The organism is Streptomyces sp. NPDC008150 (assembly GCF_042956945.1).
Taxonomy (GTDB): Bacteria; Actinomycetota; Actinomycetes; order Streptomycetales; family Streptomycetaceae; genus Streptomyces.
Genome location: NZ_JBIBHJ010000007.1, coordinates 70440 through 85345 on the forward strand (window position 1 = coordinate 70440; position 14906 = coordinate 85345).

A 14906-nucleotide genomic window follows, 5' to 3' on the forward strand; every position below is an offset into this window, starting at 1 on the left:
TGTGGTGGGAACGGATGGTCAAGCAGCTTGACCATCTGCCCACATGGTCAAGCAGCTTGACCGATCCGTCAAGGGTGCTTCAATGCCTCCGTGGAGAACTCCGAGGCCATGTCGCTGACCGTCGCCCTGCTGGCCGCCGCCGGCGAACTCGTCCGGCGCGTCAACGAGGGGGTCGCCGCCCGGGGATTCGCGGACCGTCCCGCGTACGGGTTCGCGTTCGCCAGGCTGTCCTCCGGCGGTGCCACCGCCACCGAACTCGCCGCCCACCTCGGGGTGACGAAACAGGCGGCCGGGCAGCTCGTCGACGAACTCGTGAGCAAGGGCTACGTGGAGCGGCGCCCGCACCCCGATGACGCCCGTGCCCGCCTCGTGGTCCTCACGGACCTGGGTCGCGCGTCCACCCGGGCCGCGGAGGAGGCGGCGGCCGACGCGGTGCGGCAGTGGGGCGACGTCCTGGGCGAGGGTGACGTGCGGGCGTTGCGCGAGCTTCTGTTGCGCATCGCCCCCTATGGTCCCATCAGGCCCACCTGGTGACGGTTCATCAGTGGTTCCGGCCCGCCGCCGGACACCACGGGATTTTCTTTACTGACACGTAACTTCCCACGCAGGCTACTCGCTCGTAACTTGACGAGTGAACAGCATCCTCGTGATCCGGATCACAGGGGCGTCGAGCCGTCGCAACTCCCTTGAGCCGCAAGGAGATCACCCGATGCTGCCCTGGAAACGAGCGCTCAGACCCGTCACCGCCCTGCTGCTGGCCGCCGCCGCGGTCACCGTCCCCGCCGTCTCGGCACGTGCCGCGGCTCCCGCCGCCACCACGGCCGCCGCGACGAGCAGCGGCTGGAACGACTACTCCTGCAAGCCGTCCGCCGCCCACCCCCGCCCCGTCGTCCTGGTCCACGGGACCTTCGCCAACTCCGTCGACAACTGGCTCGCCCTCGCCCCCTACCTGGTGGCGCGCGGCTACTGCGTCTACTCCTTCGACTACGGCCGGCTCCCGGGCGTGCCCGCCGTGTACGGCCTCGGTCCCATCGACGCCTCCGCCGCCCAGCTGGCCGCCTTCGTCGACAAGGTGCTCGCCGCCACCGGCACCACCAGGGCCGACCTCGTCGGCCACTCGCAGGGCGGCATGATGCCCCGCTACTACCTGAAGTTCCTCGGCGGTGCCGCCAAGGTGAACAGCCTCGTCGGGATCGCCCCCGACAACCACGGCACCACCCTCGACGGCCTCGCCAACCTGCTGCCCTACTTCCCCGCCGCCGCCGGCCTGCTCAACGCCGCCACGCCCGGCCTCGCCGACCAGGTGGCCGGCTCCGCCTTCCTCACCAAGCTCAACGCGGGCGGCGACACCGTGCCCGGCGTGCACTACACCGTCATCGCCACCAAGTACGACGAAGTGGTCACCCCCTACCGCAGCCAGTTCCTGACCGGCTCCGACGTGCACAACGTGCTGCTCCAGGACCTGTGCCCGCTCGACCTGTCCGAGCACGTGACGATCGGCCTGACCGACCGCATCGTCTACCACGAGGTCGCCAACGCCCTCGACCCCGCCCACGCCACCCCGACCACCTGCGCCTCGGTCGTCGGCTGACCGGCGCCCGGCACACGAACGGGGTCCGTCCGGCGCGTGGCGCGCGCCGGACGGACCCCGTCCTCGTCCGGTACGGACGTCAGCGGCTGTGCCTCCCACCGCTCACCGCACGTCGCCGTACCGACGTGAACAGCACCGCCGCGCCGAGTGCCAGCGCGGCGGCGCCCCCGACGGCGAGGTACGGCGTGTTCGCGTCGCTCCCCGTCTCGGCCAGGTTCTCCGCGGATCCGTCCGCCGCGGGCTCGTCGGCCCCGGCGGCGTCCGCCGCGTCCGCCACCGTCGACGGGGCGGCCGGCCCCGCCGACTCCGCGACCGCGCCCGCCGCCGAGGGGTCGGCCGACGTACGGGCGTCGGCGTCACCGTGGCCGTGGTGCTCGACGGTCGACCTGTCGGCCCCCGCCGCGATCTGCTCCTCGGACGGGGCCGACGCCGAGGGGGCGGCGGACGGGGCGGACGCGGACGCGGTGGCGGAACTCCCGCCGCCCGCCGCGCCGTCGGCGCCGCCGAACGTGACGTCCGAGCACGAGTAGAACGCCTCCGGGCTGTCCGAGCGCTGCCAGATCGCGTACAGCAACTGCCGCCCCGAGCGCGCCGGGAGCGTGCCGGAGAACGTGTAGAAGCCGTCCGCCGCGACCGGGTCGGTGACCGTGGCCACCGGGTGGTCCATGTCCAGGTCGGCCCAGGCCAGCGGCTGCGTCGGGTCGTAACCCGCCTTGGTGATGTACACGTTGAAGGTGCCCTTGTGCTGGGCGGTCACCCGGTACTTGAAGGTGTGCGCGCCGCTGCTCACGCTCGTCGCGGGCCAGTCGGCGCGCGCCAGGTCGAGGCCCTTGAACTCCTCGCTGTTCGCGCTGCACAGCTTCCCGTCCGGGATCAGCGTCCGGTGCTGCCCGGCCGCGTCCCCGATCCGGATGCCGTTCCAGTCGTACAGCGCCTGCGTCCCGCCGGCCGCGACCGCCGCCCTGCACGCGGCCGAGGCCGGGCTCTCCGGGTTCTCCGCGTAGCACTGGAAGACCCTGCTGACCGGGTCGCCCATCGTGCCGTGCGCGGACGCGGGCGAGGCGGTCAACGCCGTTGCGGCGAGCGGTGCGAGGCAGACGGCGACGAACGCGGCCACCGAACGGCGTGCGGGCATGGGGACTCCTCGGAGCGGGCCTCGGGACGGGCGGAACAGGGGGCGAGCAGAAAACTAGCCCGCGAAAACCCCGGAACCGGCTGCCGAAGGCGCCGACGGGAGATCCTTACGGTGCGCTTAAGGGAGTGCTCAGGCTGCGCTCAGACAACGGGAGTTCACGACCGCCGTGCACGGTGGGAAGCGTGCTGCCGCGGTTCGTGCCGGGCCCGCGCCGCTCACCGTGCTCGGCCCGCTCACCCCTCGGGCCACCACGTGCGGGCGATGTCCTTGCGGATCTCCGGACGCGCGCCGGGGCGCTCGTCGGTCTCCTCGCGGACGCGGCGGGTGTCCGTCCTCTTCAAAGGCTTCTGCACGGTCGTACGGCGCATGGCTGCCTCCTCCGGTGCCCGCCGGAGATCCACGTGCTCGCGGGGACGGGTCCTGACCGGAGCTTTCCCCATTCGCGGGCAATGTGTCAGTGGCAATGGTCACGATTCGATTGTCAGTGGCCGGTGTCACCCTTGGGCGCATGGTGAACGAGAGGGACGACGGGGGAGCGGTCGACTGGGACGCGGCGGCGGCGTCCTTCGACGACGAACCCGACCACGGACTGCGCGACCCCCTGACCCGCGGGGCCTGGGCCGCCCGGCTGCGCACCTGGCTGCCCGAGCGGCCCTGCGACGTCCTCGACCTCGGCTGCGGCACCGGCAGCCTCTCGCTGCTCGCCGCCGAACAGGGGCACCGCGTCACGGGCGTCGACCGGTCCGCCGCGATGACCGACCGCGCCCGCGCCAAGTGCGCGGGTACGGACGCGGAGTTCCTCGTCGGGGACGCGGCGGCGCCGCCCGTCGGGGAGCGCCGCTTCGACGTGGTGCTCGTGCGGCACGTCCTGTGGGCGCTGCCCCGCCCGGAACGGGTGCTGCGCACCTGGCGCGACCTGCTGCGGCCCGGCGGCGGGCCGGGCGGGAGCAGGCTCGTCCTGGTCGAGGGCGTGTGGGGCACCCTCGCCCCGGTCGGCATACCGGCCGGGCGGCTCACGACGCTGCTGGCGCCGCTCGTCACCGGAACCCGGGTCGAACGGCTGTCGGCGGAGCGGGAGTTGTGGGGAAAGACGGTCACCGACGAGCGGTACGCGGTGATCGCCACGCTGTGAGTCCCCGGGAGCCTCGCCCCTCAGCGGAGCAGGTCGTCGAAGCCGCCCCCGCGCACCAGGTCCTCCAGTTCCTCCAGCGCGGCGACCGCCGAGGCCGCCGCCTCCGGGTCGCTGCGCGTGATGCCGCTCTCCGCGAACTCGTCCTCGTCCAGGCGCCGTACGTCGGTGCCGTCCGCCGAGCGCCACAGGTCCAGGTCGAGGTCCTCGACGACGAGCCGGCCGTCCGTGAGGGTGGCCGGGCGCGCGATGTCGCAGTACCAGCCCTTGAGCGTGCCGGCCGGGTCCCGGACCTCCATCACGGCGTACCAGCGGTCCCGCCAGTAGAACTCCGTGAAGACGTCGCCCGGTTCGAACCGCACGAACCCGAAGTCGCGCACCGCCTCGCCCGCGAACGGCGCGCGCACCACGATCCGGGTGCCGTCGTCGCTGAGCAGCTCCGCCGCGTAACTGATCCTCGTACGGCCCCTCTTGGTCAGGACGACCTCCAGCAGGGGCGCCTGCTCAGCCGAGTTCACGGACATGCCGTACCTCCGTCGCACACACGTCGTAACCGAACCTCGTGTTGATCGCCAGCATCGGGCCGTTGGCGGTGTCGTTGCCGGTGAACGCCTCCGTGCAGCCGGCCGCCCGTGCCCGGTGCAGCGAGTCGTTCTTCGCCAGACCGGCCAGGCCCCGCCCGCGGAAGGCGCGGGCGGTCCCGGTCATCACCGTGCCGTAGCGGGTGCCGCCGTCCGTGCGGGCCGCGCTGAAGGCGACCGGCCGGCCGTCGGCCACCACCAGGGTGGTCAACTCGTGGCTGAACAGCGGGTGGTGCCAGGTCTCCGCGAGCCACGCCTCGTAGTCGTCGAACGCGTAGCCGACGTCGCTCGGTTCGTCCGCCATGGCCTCCGCGTCGAGGGCGAACACCGGCCGCGGGTCGTCGGCGAAGTCCGAACCGCGGCACAGGGCGAGGCCGGGCGGCGGCTCCCGGAGCGGCGGGAGGTCCGCCTTCGCGAGGTCCAGGCGCAGCAGGTGCGCCGACCGGCTGGGCCGGTACCCGTGCCGCTCGGCGAACGCGCGGTTGTCCGGCGCGTCCAGCACCCAGCTCAGCAGCCGCCGCGCGCCGCACGCCGCGAGGTGCGCCTCCGCGGCGGCCACCAGCAGCGAACCCGCGCCGCGCCGGGTGCGCCCCGGGTGCACGTACACGTTGAGGAACGCCTGGCCCGGCTCGGTGCTCTCGAACTCCATGCCGACCTGCGCGGTGCCGACGATCTCGCCGTCCTCCTCGGCCACCGGCAGCCGCAGGAAGGTCTCGCCGGGGACGTGCTCGACGTCGTACAGGACCGACTCGGGGGTCATCAGCAGATACGGGACGGCGAGCCGGCGGACGTGGGCGAAGCCCTCCGCGTCCGCCCGGTCGCCGGGGCGCAGGTCGCGCACGATGACGGTCATGGACGGCACGCTAGGCAAGCCGGCCGCGATCCGCCTCCGGTTTTCGGCGCGGGCGCTCCCGTGCACGGTCCGCGCGGCGCCCGTGGGGGACAATCGGCCGGTGACCCTGAAGATCCGCGTCGACGACGGCGCCGCACCCTACGAACAGGTCCGCGCGCAGATCTCCGAGCAGGCCCGCTCCGGGGCGCTCCCGGTCGGCCACCGGCTGCCCACCGTGCGCGGGCTCGCCGAGTCGCTCGGCCTCGCCCCGAACACGGTCGCCAAGGCCTACCGGGCGCTGGAGGCCGACGGCGTGATCGAGACCCGGGGCCGCAACGGGACGTACATCGCGGCCGCCGGCAACGCCGCCGACCGCGAGGCGGCCTCGGCGGCGCAGACCTACGCGGACCGCGCCCACCGGCTCGGCCTGTCCGAGGACGCGGCCCTCGCCGCCGTACGGGACGCCCTGCGCGCGGCGTACCACGCGTAGGCACGGCCCGGCGGGCCCGCCGCCCTACAGGTACAGCCCGGCGTCCGTGCCGCCGCGCGGCTCGGGCACCTGGGTCGGGGACGTGCCCCGGCGCAGCGCGTACAGCTCCGCGAGGCTGGCGCCGTCGCGGCCCACGCCCTCCTCGGTGCCGAGCCAGTCGACCGCCTCGGCGCGGGTCAGCCCGCCCACCTCGATACGGGCCAGGCAGCGGCCGGGGCGCACCACCGCGGGGTGCAGGCGCTCCAGGTCCTCGTTGGTGGTGACGCCGACCAGGACGTTGCGGCCCTGGCCGAGCAGTCCGTCGGTCAGGTTCAGCAGCCGGGAGAGGGCCTGCCCCGCCGTGTGCTTGGCCTCGCCGCGGATCAGCTCGTCGCAGTCCTCCAGGAGCAGCAGCCGCCAGCGGCCCTTGCCGCCCGCGTCCTCCTCGCCGATCGCGATGTCCATCAGATAGCCGACGTCGGAGAACAGCCGCTCCGGGTCGAGGACGCAGTCCACCTGGCACCAGTCGCGCCAGGACCGCGCCAGCGTCCGCAGCGCGGACGTCTTCCCGGTGCCGGGCGGGCCGTGCAGCAGGAGCAGCCGGCCCGCGATGTCCTCCGGGGTCGTCTTCATCAGCCGGTCCATCGCCTCGGCCACCGGCGCCGTGTAGTTGGGCCGGACCTCCTCCCAGGTGCCCGCCGAGATCTGCCGGGTCGTGCGGTGCGGGCCGCGCCGCGGCGACACGTACCAGAAGCCCATCGTCACGTTCTCCGGCTGCGGTTCGGGCTCGTCGGCCGCGCCGTCCGTCGCCTGGCCGAGCACCTTCTTCGCCAGGTCGGCGGTGGTCGCCGTGACCGTGACGTCCGCGCCCCGGTTCCAGCGGGACACCAGCAGGGTCCAGCCGTCGCCCTCCGCGAGGGTCGCGCTGCGGTCGTCGTCGCGGGCGACCCGCAACACCCGTGCCCCGGGCGGCAGCAGCGTCGCGCCGGAGCGCACCCGGTCGATGTTGGAGGCGTGCGCGTACGGCTGCTCGCCCGTCGCGAAGCGGCCGAGGAACAGCGCGTCGACGACGTCGGACAGGCTGTCGCTGTCGTCGACGGTGAGCCGGATCGGCAGAGCGTCGTAAGGGTTCGCAGACATACCGCCATGATCCGGCACGGGCCGCCCCGGCGCACGCGGTTTCCCGGTTGCGCGGCGCGCCGCGCGGTTCCCGCGCGAGGCGTGCGCAGGCCCTCTGCCCCGGGACGTCCGGCGCGGCTACTGTTGCCCCCGATGGGACGTCATGGGTGGAATTCGGGGGCTCGGCGGTGGCGGCTCGCCGCCCTGCTGGGCGTCGGCGCGGTCGTACTCGCCCTGGCCGTCTCGGTGTTCACCTTCCCCGGCAGCGGAGCCGACGTCGCGGGCACCACCCGCGACGGCGACAAGGTGCACGGGACCCCGGCCACCCCGGCCGCGCCGTCGCGGCCGTCCGTCGGCTGGGGGTTCACCCACACCCAGTACAGCGCCGACGAGGGCAGCGGCAGCGCCGACGCACGCGTGCGCGAGCTGCTGTCGCAGGACCCCGGACTCCCGCAGAACCAGCACATCATGGGCTGGGGTGCCGACAACCCCGAGCCGTCGAAGGGGCGTTACGACTTCGACGCGCTGGACAGCCGGGTCGACCTGGTCCGCGCGTCGGGCGGCACACCCGTCATCACCCTGTGCTGCTCGCCGGACTGGATGAAGGGCGGCAGGGCGGGCGGCACCGACTGGAGCCAGGCGTCCCTGGAGACGGCCCCGACCCCGGACCACTACGCGGACTTCGCCGCCCTCGCCGCGACCGTCGCCCGACGCTACCCGGACGTACGGCACTTCATCGTCTGGAACGAGTTCAAGGGCTTCTGGAACAGTGCCGAGGGCCGCTGGGACTACGAGGGCTACACGAAGCTCTACAACCTCGTCTACAAGGCGCTCAAGGCAGTGAACCCCGACATCATGGTCGGCGGCCCCTACCTGGTGATGGACAGCGTCGACCCGCGGCAGAAGGAGAACGCCTCCACCGCCGTGCGCGGCGCGTGGGGCGCCCTGGACCAGCGGGTGCTCGACGCCTTCGACTACTGGAACGAGCACAGGGCGGGCGCCGACTTCGTGGTCGTCGACGGTTCCAGCTACACCAAGGACGACGACCTGCTGCCCGACGAGTTCGCCGCCACCGCCAAGTTCACCGCGGTGGGCGACTGGGTGCGCGGGCGGACCGGCGGGCTGCCGCTGTGGTGGGCCGAGTACTACGTCGAACCCGCCGACGGCAACGACGACCGCAAGGGCTGGACCGAGGACCACCGCGTCGCCGTGCAGGCGGCCGGGATGATCGCCATGGTCCGCGGCGGCGCCACCTCCGGCTTCTACTGGAACCCCGAGGAGGAGCACGGCACCGACTGCCCCGGCTGCCTGTGGACGCCCACCGCGGACGGCGACGGAGGACGCGAACTGCCGCTGTACAGCCTGGTGTCGAGGTTCGGCGAGGAGTTCGCGCCGGGCACCGCGCCGGGCATGGTGCGCGTCGGCCCGGAAGGGAGCCGGGACGTCGTGGCACTGGCTGGCGCCGACGCGGTGCTCGTCGTCAACACCCGTGACGCACCCGTCGTCGCGGAGATCGACGGCAGACGGGTCGCGTTGACGGCCTACCAGGTGAAGTGGCTGAAGAAGTAAGCCACTTCACCCGGGTGACCGGCTACTTCACGGTGAGGAACCGCAGCACCAGCGAGGCCAGCAGCACCGCGAGCAGCGGCACCGAGAACCAGAAGCCGCCTTGGAGCCACCGGGTCCTGCGCGGACCGGGCCGCACCGCGACCCGTACGGCCTCCCGCGCCCCCAGCAGCACGATCAGCGCCAGCGCGGCCAGCGCGCCCACCACGGACCACGGCGTCCACGTCACCTGCGGACCGATCGGACCGGGGTCCGGCAGCGCCACCGGACCGGGCGGGGCCTGCCGCAGCGCGTACACGGACGCGTCGGCGTTCGCGTACACCCTCTTCAGGTCCGGCCGGCCGTCCAGGTTCCGCAGCAGCCGCGGTCCCCAGTCCGCCGGGTAGCCGGAGTCCAGGTGCAGATAGGTGGTCTGCCCGCGGTTGACGACGAGGTACGACCGGGGGCCCGCGTCCTTGAGCGACTTGACCAGGCCCGACACCAGCACCGGGTCCGCCGGGGCGAGCACCGGCTCGTAGGTCACCTTCTCCATGTCCTTCGCGCCCCAGGGCAGCGACGGCGTCACGTCGTTCACGGTGTCGTTGCTCAGCCACAGCAGCCGTACCGACGGATCGTCGTGCGCGTACACGTAGTCCATGGCCGCGACCTCGCCGGTGCGCACCCTCTCGAACGGCTCGTTGCCCCAACGGGCCACCAGGAAGCCGCCCATGAGCAGCAGCCCGGCCAGCAATGCGGCGAGCGGAGCCAACGGGCGGCGGTCCAGGGCCCGTTCCTCCGCGGTCGCCCCGCTGCGCGGGAACAGGGCGAGTGCCGCCAGCAGGCAGGCGCCGGGCAGCGCGAACATGAAGACGCGCAGCGCCATCTCGCCGCCGTACGACTGCATGCCGAAGCCGAGGAACGGTACGAACGCCAGGACCGGCAGGGACAGTTCGCGGTAGCCCGCGATCCGCCGCCGCAGCCAGCCCAGGCACGCGAACGCCAGCACCCCGCCGGCCAGCAGCACCCGCGCGTAGAGCACCAGCTTGTGCGTCGAACTGCCGCCCTCGATACGGCCGGAGACCGACGTCGACACGTTGCCGCCGACGCCGCCGACCCCGCCGAACAGCTCGTCGAAGTGACCGGACCAGTACGGCTCGGCCATGAAGCCGATCCACGCGGCGACCATCACCGCGAACAGCACGGGCAGGCCCCGCAGTTCGGACCGCCCGGTCAGCACCAGCACGGCCAGCACGCCCAGCATCACGAACGGGGTGAGCTGGTGGGCCGGGACGCTCGCGGTGAACAGGCCGAACACCACGGCGAGCAGCACCGCCCGCTGCCGCCGCCCCGCGGGTTCCACCTCGGCCTCGCCCGGCCGCAGCCGCGTCCAGATCACCCGCGGCGCCCGGAACCAGACCAGCAGCACGGCGACGAACACCAGGTAGAGCAGATACGTGAAGCCCTGCGGCGAGAAGTAGTCCTGGCCGACCCAGCCGCTCAGGACGAAGATCCAGACGCCCGTCCAGCGCGCCCGCCAGGTCGCCCGCATCGCACGGGCCAGCAGGAACATCGGTGGCAGACAGAGGAGTTGGAGGCCCAGCGGCCACCACCGGATGACCTCGGTGAAGTCGCTGACCCCGCAGGCCCGGCCGACGAACGCGGCCACCGCGAAGAAGCCCGGCCAGCTCCACCGCGCGTCCAGGTCGGGCACGGCCGAGCCGGTGCGGTCGATGTAGTCGAGGAACCCGAGGTGCTGCCACGCGGTCGGGAAGCGCGGCTGGGCCTCGATCACGGCGGGCAGCGCGTGCAGGGAGACGACGGTCGCCACCAGCGTGAGCAGCAGGAGCGCCCGGTGCTCGCGGCGCGGCCACAGCGCGGCGGCGAACACCACGACGAGCAGCGCCGCGCCCACGAGGGTGGGCACCGGCAGGACGGAGACGAGCCCGAGACCGCCCATCCCGTCGAGGTCGGCCTCGCCGAGCCGCAGCGCGGGCACCCAGTAGAGCAGCAGCGCGGCGACGAGCAGGCAGCCGAGGACGACACCGGAGCGGGTCGGCGGCGGGAACGCGCCCGCGGCGCGGGCGGGCCGCGGCGGCTCGGGCGGCACGTCGCCCGGCGCCGTCCCCGGCCCGGCGGCGGGGGCGGACCCCGGACCGCTCCCGGCGTCCGGCCGCAGCTCCTCCACGGGCAGCCCGACCGGGGTCTTCGCCCCGGCCGCCGTCACCACCGGTGTCCCGGCGGGCGGCGTCCCCGGCCCCGGGCGCACGTCCGGCCGCCGCTCCTGGTGGTCGAAGTCGGTGTGGATGCCGAGCGCGAGGGTGTCCGCCTCCAGGGCCCAGGTGGGCCCGCGCCGCCGGGGGACGGCCGGCGGGACGGCCGTCACCGCCGCGGGCCCGGCGGCGGCTCCGGCCGCGTCCTCGTCGGCGGGTTCCCGGTCCGGCGCCCCGCCCGCGGACGGCGCCGGCGGCGCGTCCGCCGGTGCCGCCCGCATGGTGCGGAACAGCCGGGGCGAGGCGATCGCCACGATCACCGCGAGGCTGGAGATCTCGGCGACCCCCGCGCCCGTGAGCCCCATGCGCGGCAGCAGCAGCAGCGTCAGGCCGAGCACGAGCACGCACAACAGGCCCTGGAGCCAGGCCAGTCCGGCGGTCCGGCTCTGCGCGCGCAGGACCGCGAAGTAGGTCTCCATCAGCACCCGCAGCAGCGCGCCCACCGCGAACCAGCGCAGCAGCGGCGTCGCCGCGTCCGCGTAGCCGGAGCCGAAGACACCGAGGATGTACGGCGCCCCGAAGAACAGCACTCCGCACACCGGCAGCATCAGCCGGGCCATCCGCCGCAGCGCCGCACGGGTGTTGGCCGCGATCCGCGCCGGGTCGTGCGAGCCCTCCACGGTGAGCGAGGCGCCCATGTTGATGGCGAGGAGGTTGACCGTGCCGCCTATCGTCGTCGTGATGTAGAAGTAGGCGTTGTCCTCGGAGCTGACCTGCGAGGCGACGATCACCGGCACCAGGTAGACCACGGCCAGCGAGAACAGCGAGCCGGTGTAGTCGCCCGCGAGGAACCGGCCGATCTCCCGGAACGTCGGCGGCCTCGCGTGCTCCGCCGTCGCCCGCACGTGCCGGGGCACCAGCCGCCGGAACACCAGCCAGCCCAGCGGCACCACCGACGTGGCGATCGCGGCGACCCACGACACGAAGACGCCGGTCACCGGGATCGCCGCCGCGAACGCCACCAGCAGGGCGAACTTCACCGCGGAGAACACGGTGTTGCCCACCGGCACCCACGGCGCGCTGCGCAGCCCGGTCAGCACGCCGTCCTGGAGCGTGAGCAGGTTCCAGGCGACGACGGCCACGACGAAGCCCACCGCGGTGGCCGGCCCGTGCAGGAAGCGGTACGACGGACCCCACATCCCGAGCGTCAGCAGGAAGACGCCCGCGGCCAGTGCCACGACCACCGAACTGCCCGCGTACGTACGGAAGATGAGCCGTCCCGTATGACGTCCGGCGACCGGGATGAAGCGGGCCAGGGCGCCGGTCAGGGTCACCGCGGTCAGACCCGCGAGGAGTTTCATCGCGGCGATCGCGGCGGACCCCTGGCCGACCGCCGACTCCGAGTAGTAGCGGGCGGCGGCCAGCCAGAAGCCCAGCCCGAGGACCGCGGAGATCCCGGTGTTGAGCATCAGCGCGTAGGCGTTGCGGAAGAGCTGGTCGCCGCCGGGCGCGCGGCCCCGGCCGGGCAGCCGGAGCCGGCGTCCGCGCGGCTCCGGCGCCTTCCCGGCCGGCGCCGCCCCGGTGCTGGTGGTCGTGTCAGTCACGGGAGTCGACGGCCTTCCGGCGCAGCCGCCGGGCCCCGCGGACCACGGCGTACCCCTTGGTCAGGACCCGGTCGGCGGCGAAGTTCCGGGCGATCGCGCGGCCCTCGACGAGCCGCTCGAACTCCGCCATGCCCGTACTGCGCCGCACGGTCAACCGCCGCAGCGCGTAAGGACCCTGGGCGCGGCGGGACAGCGCGTTGCCCACCGCCACCGCCTGCCGGTACCCGGCGCGCCGCACGGCGCGCCGCACCCGGCGGCTGGAGTAGCCGTACGGGTAGGCGAACGAGACGGGCGGGCCGCCCAGTTCGCCCGCCACGATGTCCGTGCTGCGGGTGAGTTCGGCCCACAGCGCGGTGTCGTCGAGCTGGTCGAGCTGCGGATGGGTGTGGCTGTGGCCGCCGATCTCGACGCCCCACCCGGCCAGGTCGCGCACCTGCCCCCAGTCCAGCATCGTGTCGAGGGCGCCGCCGGTGTCGTACGCGCCCCTGATCCAGCCCGTGGTCACGAACAGCGTGGCCGTGAAGCCGAGTTCGGCGAGCACCGGCAGCGCGTGCCGGTGCACGCCCTCGTAGCCGTCGTCGAAGGTGATCAGCACCGGCCGGGCGGGCAGCGGCGCGCGGCCCGCGGGCGCCCGCCAGTGACCGGCCAGGTCGGCGGTGGTGACCGGGGTGAAGCCCCGCTCCGCGAGCAGGGCCATCTGGTCGGCGAACGCCGAGGGCGCCACCGACAGCCCGCGGGTGCGGGGGCCGGGGTCCTGGGCGACCGAGTGGTACATGAGCGACGGAACGGGCGTGGTCATGCGGCCTCCTCTCCCTCCGGGGCCGGGACCGGCGCCACGACGAACGTGACGTCGCCCCCTCGGGAGCGCAGCCGGCCGGCCGCGTACCCGCCCGCCGTGGTCAGCACCCCCGCGACGATCGCCGCAGCCCGCCCGGCGCCGCCCCTGCGGGCGAGCAGGGCGTCGCGCACACCGCGCGCCACGCCGGCCGGCAGCACCCGGGTCGCGTAGCGGCGCTCGGACTCAAGTCCCTTGCGGGAGCCGACACTTCGGGTCACCAGCGCCTTCGAGAGACCCTCGGCGTAGGCGCGCGTGCGGAAGTACGCGAACCGCTCGCGCGCCCGGGGCACCCGGTGGTGGATCACCGCCCGGTCGTCGATCAGCAGGACGGCGTCGGGTCTCGCCCGCGACAGCCGGATGCACAGCTCCGTCTCCTCGCAGCCGAGCGGCCGCCGGTCGCCGTCGCGGCCGATGCCGGTCGCGAAGCCGCCGGCCGCGTCGAACGCCGTGCGCCGGAACGAGGCGTTGCCGCCCAGGACGTTGCGCACGGCGACCCGGCCGGGCGGCAGACCGCGGTAGGTGCAGCCGACCACCCAGTCGAACTCCTCCGGGAACCAGGCCGGCCGGCGGCCCGACGCCCACAGGGGGAGCGTCCGGCCGCCGACCGCCATCACGTTCGGATCGGCGTACCCCGCGGCGAAGTGCCGGAGCCACTCCGGCTCGGCCACGGCGTCGTCGTCGAGGAAGGCGACCACCTCGCCGCGGCTCGCCGCGATGCCCGTGTTGCGGCCCGCGGACAGCCCGCGGGGGCCCGCGTTGGCGAGCACCCGCACCCCCGGCGTGTCCCGGTACCGCTCCGAGAGGCGCGTCAGCAGCGCCTCGTTGTGGTCGACGACCAGCAGTGTCTCCAGGGCCGGCCGGGTCTGCTCCCGCACCGAGGAGACCGCCGAGAGGATGTCCTCCCAGCGGTCCTCGGTGTAGGCGCAGACCACGACCGAGATGCCGGGTCCGCTCAAGACACCTCTCCCCGGACCGTGCCGATCACCGACGCCTGCGTACGGCTGCGCAGGGCGCGGCGGTTGGAGCGCTCCCCGAGGATGACCCGGAGCACGCGCAGGCCGTCGCGCACGGCGCGCAGGTTGCTCGTGCCGTGGATGCGCAGGTACTCGTGGCTCGGGATCTCCTGCACCTTGAGGCCGGCCTTGACGACCCGGATGTTCATCAGGGTCTCCACCTCGAACCCGGTGCAGTCGAGGTCGATCTCGTCCAGGCACTTGCGCCAGAACGCGTTGTAGCCGTAGCAGAGGTCCGTGTACCGGGCGCCGAACTTCCGGTTGACGACGGCGCACAGCAGCCGGTTGCCCAGCTTGCGGACGAAGGTCATGTCGTCGGTGCCGCCGCCGTTGGCGAACCGCGACCCCTTGGCGAAGTCCGCTCCCGAGACGAGGGCGGAGACGTAGCTGACGATCTCCTGGCCGTCCGCGGAGCCGTCCGCGTCGACCATGACGACGATGTCTCCGGAGCAGGCGTCGAAGCCGGTGATCAGGGCGTCGCCCTTGCCCCGGCCCCGCTGCCCGACGATCTTCACTCCGGGCCACAGCGCGCGCGCCACCTCGACGGTGTCGTCGCTGGAGTTGCCGTCCACGAGAACGACCTCGTGGATCCAGTCGGGCAGGCTCTTGAAGACGTACGGCAGGTTCTCCGCCTCGTTCATGGCGGGAATGACGACACTCACCGGCGGTGTGATCGCCAGGTGAGAGGAGATGGGCCGGTAGACACCGGCGGTGGACGGTGCGGACGGTGCGGTGCCCGTGGTCGGCGGGCGCAGAACAGAGGTCATGAGTCCGGTTTCCCTCTCGTCCGGTGGGTCGCCCTCCCCAGGGCGGCCCGGCTTTTAGTCCGGTTCGAAGAGG

General features: G+C 73.7%; 14 protein-coding genes. 5 read left to right on the forward strand and 9 right to left on the reverse strand.

Annotated features, from left to right (window positions below; genetic code table 11):
• Positions 1-90: 90 nt before the first annotated feature.
• Positions 91-534 carry a MarR family transcriptional regulator gene (locus tag ACFZA0_RS18755; RefSeq protein WP_391017793.1) on the forward strand — a complete coding sequence of 148 codons (444 nt, stop codon included), beginning with the start codon at positions 91-93 and terminating at the stop codon, positions 532-534.
• A 175-nt stretch (positions 535-709) separates the two neighbouring features.
• The gene (locus tag ACFZA0_RS18760; RefSeq protein WP_391017796.1) at positions 710-1591 is read left to right on the forward strand and encodes an alpha/beta fold hydrolase; all 882 of its coding nucleotides are present in this window, start codon (positions 710-712) and stop codon (positions 1589-1591) included.
• 79 nt (positions 1592-1670) lie between these two features.
• Here the strand turns inward: ACFZA0_RS18760 and ACFZA0_RS18765 are convergent, their stop codons facing one another.
• Positions 1671-2726 carry a lytic polysaccharide monooxygenase gene (locus ACFZA0_RS18765; RefSeq protein WP_391017798.1) on the reverse strand — a complete coding sequence of 352 codons (1056 nt, stop codon included), beginning with the start codon at positions 2724-2726 and terminating at the stop codon, positions 1671-1673.
• A gap of 233 nt (positions 2727-2959) precedes the next feature.
• Positions 2960-3094 (reverse strand): hypothetical protein, encoded by a 135-nt coding sequence (locus ACFZA0_RS18770; protein ID WP_391017801.1) that lies wholly within the window; start codon positions 3092-3094, stop codon positions 2960-2962.
• A 140-nt stretch (positions 3095-3234) separates the two neighbouring features.
• Between ACFZA0_RS18770 and ACFZA0_RS18775 the strand changes: the two genes are divergently transcribed.
• On the forward strand, positions 3235-3858 hold the full coding sequence (locus ACFZA0_RS18775; RefSeq protein WP_391017804.1) for a methyltransferase domain-containing protein: 624 nt from the start codon (positions 3235-3237) through the stop codon (positions 3856-3858).
• Between the two features lie 20 nt (positions 3859-3878).
• Here the strand turns inward: ACFZA0_RS18775 and ACFZA0_RS18780 are convergent, their stop codons facing one another.
• Both ACFZA0_RS18780 and ACFZA0_RS18785 read right to left on the reverse strand, forming a co-directional pair.
• Entirely contained in the window at positions 3879-4379 is a 501-nt protein-coding gene (locus ACFZA0_RS18780; RefSeq protein ID WP_391017807.1) for a DUF402 domain-containing protein, read from the reverse strand.
• Positions 4360-5289, reverse strand: a complete 930-nt coding sequence (locus ACFZA0_RS18785; protein ID WP_391017810.1) for a GNAT family N-acetyltransferase — start codon at positions 5287-5289, stop codon at positions 4360-4362. The genes ACFZA0_RS18780 and ACFZA0_RS18785 overlap by 20 nt, the downstream gene beginning before the upstream one ends.
• A gap of 100 nt (positions 5290-5389) precedes the next feature.
• Here ACFZA0_RS18785 and ACFZA0_RS18790 point away from each other — a divergent pair, with 100 nt between their 5' ends.
• On the forward strand, positions 5390-5758 hold the full coding sequence (locus ACFZA0_RS18790) for a GntR family transcriptional regulator (RefSeq protein WP_391017813.1): 369 nt from the start codon (positions 5390-5392) through the stop codon (positions 5756-5758).
• A gap of 24 nt (positions 5759-5782) precedes the next feature.
• Here ACFZA0_RS18790 and ACFZA0_RS18795 read toward each other — a convergent pair whose 3' ends face one another.
• The gene (locus tag ACFZA0_RS18795) at positions 5783-6877 is read right to left on the reverse strand and encodes a DUF5925 domain-containing protein (protein ID WP_391017816.1); all 1095 of its coding nucleotides are present in this window, start codon (positions 6875-6877) and stop codon (positions 5783-5785) included.
• A gap of 132 nt (positions 6878-7009) precedes the next feature.
• Here ACFZA0_RS18795 and ACFZA0_RS18800 point away from each other — a divergent pair, with 132 nt between their 5' ends.
• Positions 7010-8425: a xylan 1,4-beta-xylosidase gene (locus ACFZA0_RS18800; RefSeq protein ID WP_391017819.1), complete on the forward strand. Its 1416-nt coding sequence runs from the start codon at positions 7010-7012 to the stop codon at positions 8423-8425.
• Positions 8426-8447: 22 nt separating this feature from the next.
• Here the strand turns inward: ACFZA0_RS18800 and ACFZA0_RS18805 are convergent, their stop codons facing one another.
• From ACFZA0_RS18805 to ACFZA0_RS18820, 4 genes are read right to left on the reverse strand one after another with little or no spacing between them, the layout of a single operon-like run.
• Positions 8448-12215, reverse strand: coding sequence for a lipopolysaccharide biosynthesis protein (locus ACFZA0_RS18805; protein WP_391017821.1), 3768 nt, complete (start codon positions 12213-12215; stop codon positions 8448-8450).
• Positions 12208-13014: a polysaccharide deacetylase family protein gene (locus ACFZA0_RS18810; RefSeq protein WP_391017824.1), complete on the reverse strand. Its 807-nt coding sequence runs from the start codon at positions 13012-13014 to the stop codon at positions 12208-12210. The genes ACFZA0_RS18805 and ACFZA0_RS18810 overlap by 8 nt, the downstream gene beginning before the upstream one ends.
• Positions 13011-14009, reverse strand: a complete 999-nt coding sequence (locus ACFZA0_RS18815; protein WP_391017827.1) for a glycosyltransferase — start codon at positions 14007-14009, stop codon at positions 13011-13013. The genes ACFZA0_RS18810 and ACFZA0_RS18815 overlap by 4 nt, the downstream gene beginning before the upstream one ends.
• Positions 14006-14833 carry a glycosyltransferase gene (locus tag ACFZA0_RS18820; protein WP_391017830.1) on the reverse strand — a complete coding sequence of 276 codons (828 nt, stop codon included), beginning with the start codon at positions 14831-14833 and terminating at the stop codon, positions 14006-14008. Before ACFZA0_RS18820 ends, ACFZA0_RS18815 begins: the two co-directional genes overlap by 4 nt.
• Positions 14834-14906: the final 73 nt, after the last annotated feature.

Coding starts and splice junctions, on each gene's coding strand:
- ACFZA0_RS18760 (WP_391017796.1), top strand. CDS start 710: ATGCTGCCCTGGAAACGAGCGCTCAGACCCGTCACCGCCCTGCTGCTG.
- ACFZA0_RS18765 (WP_391017798.1), bottom strand. CDS start 2,726: ATGCCCGCACGCCGTTCGGTGGCCGCGTTCGTCGCCGTCTGCCTCGCA.
- ACFZA0_RS18770 (WP_391017801.1), bottom strand. CDS start 3,094: ATGCGCCGTACGACCGTGCAGAAGCCTTTGAAGAGGACGGACACCCGC.
- ACFZA0_RS18775 (WP_391017804.1), top strand. CDS start 3,235: ATGGTGAACGAGAGGGACGACGGGGGAGCGGTCGACTGGGACGCGGCG.
- ACFZA0_RS18780 (WP_391017807.1), bottom strand. CDS start 4,379: ATGTCCGTGAACTCGGCTGAGCAGGCGCCCCTGCTGGAGGTCGTCCTG.
- ACFZA0_RS18785 (WP_391017810.1), bottom strand. CDS start 5,289: ATGACCGTCATCGTGCGCGACCTGCGCCCCGGCGACCGGGCGGACGCG.
- ACFZA0_RS18795 (WP_391017816.1), bottom strand. CDS start 6,877: ATGTCTGCGAACCCTTACGACGCTCTGCCGATCCGGCTCACCGTCGAC.
- ACFZA0_RS18800 (WP_391017819.1), top strand. CDS start 7,010: ATGGGACGTCATGGGTGGAATTCGGGGGCTCGGCGGTGGCGGCTCGCC.
- ACFZA0_RS18810 (WP_391017824.1), bottom strand. CDS start 13,014: ATGACCACGCCCGTTCCGTCGCTCATGTACCACTCGGTCGCCCAGGAC.
- ACFZA0_RS18820 (WP_391017830.1), bottom strand. CDS start 14,833: ATGACCTCTGTTCTGCGCCCGCCGACCACGGGCACCGCACCGTCCGCA.